Genomic DNA, 2,746 nt, shown 5'->3' with positions numbered 1-2,746 from the left:
ACCGCCGTAGTGGAACGAGCGTTTACAAACCGATGACCGTGAGTGCCGAAGAGTTCATTCGTCGGTTCTTGCAACATGTGCTTCCGAGCGGGTTTCAAAAGGTGCGTCACTTTGGCTTCGCGCATCCGCGAGCCAAGACGAACTGGGAATGGTTGTCGATGTTGGTGACAGTGACCTTGAACATGGTGTACGTCTTGACCGTAGCGGCCAAACCGCCGCTCGAGAAGCCAACGTTGAAATGCCCAGAGTGTGGCGGTGCGTTGGTCTGCCTCGGATTCGTACCGAGCGCACCACGCCGCTTGCCAGAGTTCGACACGAGCTAACGACTAAGAGATGCTTCGTAACAACTGACTTCCTTTGAACGACGTGAAGTTCGTTCTGCGTGGAAGGACTATACCGAAGTTGAAAACGACTCAGAATTCCGCTTGCTCGCGACGGAAACAACCATGCGAGCGAGGCCAAATTCGACGAGATTGGGGCGATTGAACTGCATACGCACTCGTCTATCGCTGCTAAGACTCAATCGATCACACATCCGCGAGCCCATGGAAGCGAGATAGCAGGAAGCAATGCCCTTAAGCAAACCGGGTACCAACAAGCTTCCAACTGGCCGCGCTGTCGCGGCGAGTGGTATCCCTAGCGGATCAAGAACTGCCGCTTGGGCTTCTCGAACATGGGTTTAGATTCTGGCTAACCTCTTGAGCCGCCCACCATAGATTGGGCAATCACCCGCAGTCCAGCCCGCATCCGTCCCTAGAACAACGACGCAGAATCTAAACCTTTATATGTTCGACGCTGTTCCGGGTAAGGGTCAATTTACCGCTGACTATTTTAGCACGATATAGTCGATTCGTGCGAGATTGGAATTCGTACTCAATCTGTGTTCCAACGAACGTGGGATCAATCGCCACGTCCCAGCGAACGACTCCGCTCTCCGGTGACTTTAGCTTTCCCGGTGGCAACGCTACCGCTTGGAAGGGCCGAATGATCAAGTCACACTCCATGAAACTGTCCGTCTTGGCGAGAATCGTAATGGTATCCCCAGATCTCGCTACAGTCGGAGCCTCAACGATCTTAGCACCTATGGACAACGGCGGTTCGCCATCGACCATTTCATAAGTTGGTTCTCTTAGATACTCTGTCACGGGAAATGGGTGAGGCGGTAGACCACTTCGAGTACCTGCCTCTGCATATCCAAATTTGGATACGGTGCCAGGGTAGTTTTCATCGCACAAATAGGTCCACACAGCCCACAATTGGTTGCCGTCGATGTTGATTGGGGCAACGACGCGATACTCGCTGATCCCCGATGTATTCTGACTTTTCTTCAACATCGCATGGTCCTCGAAAATCAAGGGCTCGGCGAGCAAAGTCACCTTGCCCGTTGTGAACGAACCTTTAAATCGTTGCAGTAGGCGTTCTTGATTCGATTTTTCATGGGAATACCACTGTTGAACAGTAGTTGAAAGCCAGCCGGTCATAGCGGCAAAAACCATGATCGTTAAAAGCATGCCCCGCACGGTAAATTGATACGTTGGTCGGCTTTCATCATCAGCGTCGAATGTCGTATCACTAAGGTATCGACGCGTAAGTCTTGCAGCGATCGCACCCAATCCGCATCCGATGCCCCACGGCAAGACGATCATAGCCAGCAGGGCAACGACTTCGGCGTTGTCATAGAGAGCCGTCGGCTGAGAACTACGAATGATGTCCTGTACCCAATGCAGAACAGTTTCGATCATCCGTTTCCAGTACGGACACAAGGGAAGGAGAAAAACGTTGATTGACGAAAATGCAAACCACCCGATTCTTTGTGTTCGGAGTCCCGACACCAGCGCGAACCAAAATCCCAGACAACATGTGGGGACCGTCAACATGGCTCCCAGCCCAAAACCGCGTTCTATCGCAAGCAGCGATAGAGGAAGTGACGCAAAAACGACGGCTATGGCTGCGACGACGCGAACGATGCGATATACCATAGATACAGAACCCCGTATCGATCGAAATGTGTGTTGTTAGGCAGCGACTTTATAATTATCCCCGGTTGGGGGCGTTATCCCTGAATTTTGGTCTGTTATCCCTGATCAGTCAATTCAGTTATCCCGGTTTGCGAGGATCTCGTCCAAGTGTACGCCCGAGAGGAATATCTATCTTCTCGTTCGATTCCCATTGTTTCTAGCGTTTTCGATTTGTTGCGATTGGAATTACCGAGTCCAGGATCTTCTTGGGCTCGTTTAGACCGTACACGGATCGCATGATCGAGAGTCCTATTTTGGTGAAGTGAAGCCAAAAGGTGGCAGGAACCGTTTTGGACTTCTGGCAACATTTCCGAAGTTTGCTAGTGAGTTTTTAGCTGCTGTCCAACAACAGAGGACTTCGTAGCGCAGAGATGCCAAGACGCACGGGCGCAGAGTTATGTTCCTTCGCGTCTCTGCGTCTCCCCGACTCTGCGTTAAGGTTCGAATCCATTAACGAACAGCGTAGACGTGATCGATCGGCTCGCGAGTTCCCTGCGAGGCAACAACAAAGGACAGTCATTCGATGGCATAGCCCAAGAACCTTGCCTAAATCATTTCGATCAATCCAGTCGAGACATTGGAACGGTGAAGTTCCGCCAAAATCACGGACATTGCGGGCGAATGTTGATGTCTTTTCGTTGGACAACGTCCGTTCGCCCGCTGTGATACGGCTTTCTGAACCTGGGGTTGCGCCGCTATCGCGTGCTTACCCCAGGCTAGATGAATGC

2 protein-coding genes are annotated in these 2,746 nt (G+C 51.7%); one reads left to right on the top strand and one right to left on the bottom strand.

The genetic code is table 11. The annotated features are described in order from the left end of the window. Positions 1 to 323: transposase (locus tag ACIQ2L_RS13765; protein ID WP_396159809.1), on the top strand; the 323-nt coding region annotated here is incomplete at its 5' end. A gap of 450 nt (positions 324 to 773) precedes the next feature. On the opposite strand, the gene ACIQ2L_RS13760 is transcribed toward ACIQ2L_RS13765, so the two are convergent. Then, positions 774 to 1,742, bottom strand: a complete 969-nt coding sequence (locus tag ACIQ2L_RS13760) for a hypothetical protein (RefSeq protein ID WP_396159807.1) — start codon at positions 1,740 to 1,742, stop codon at positions 774 to 776. Positions 1,743 to 2,746 lie beyond the last annotated feature (1,004 nt).

It is taken from the genome of Flavobacterium sp. (genome assembly GCF_044369455.1).
In the GTDB taxonomy this organism is placed as follows: Bacteria; Bacteroidota; Bacteroidia; order Flavobacteriales; family Flavobacteriaceae; genus Flavobacterium.
This window is presented reverse-complemented; position numbering and strand designations above follow the sequence as displayed.

Bases quoted from the DNA above. Each gene is read 5' to 3' on its own strand.
- ACIQ2L_RS13760 (WP_396159807.1), bottom strand. From the start codon at position 1,742: ATGATCGAAACTGTTCTGCATTGGGTACAGGACATCATTCGTAGTTCT.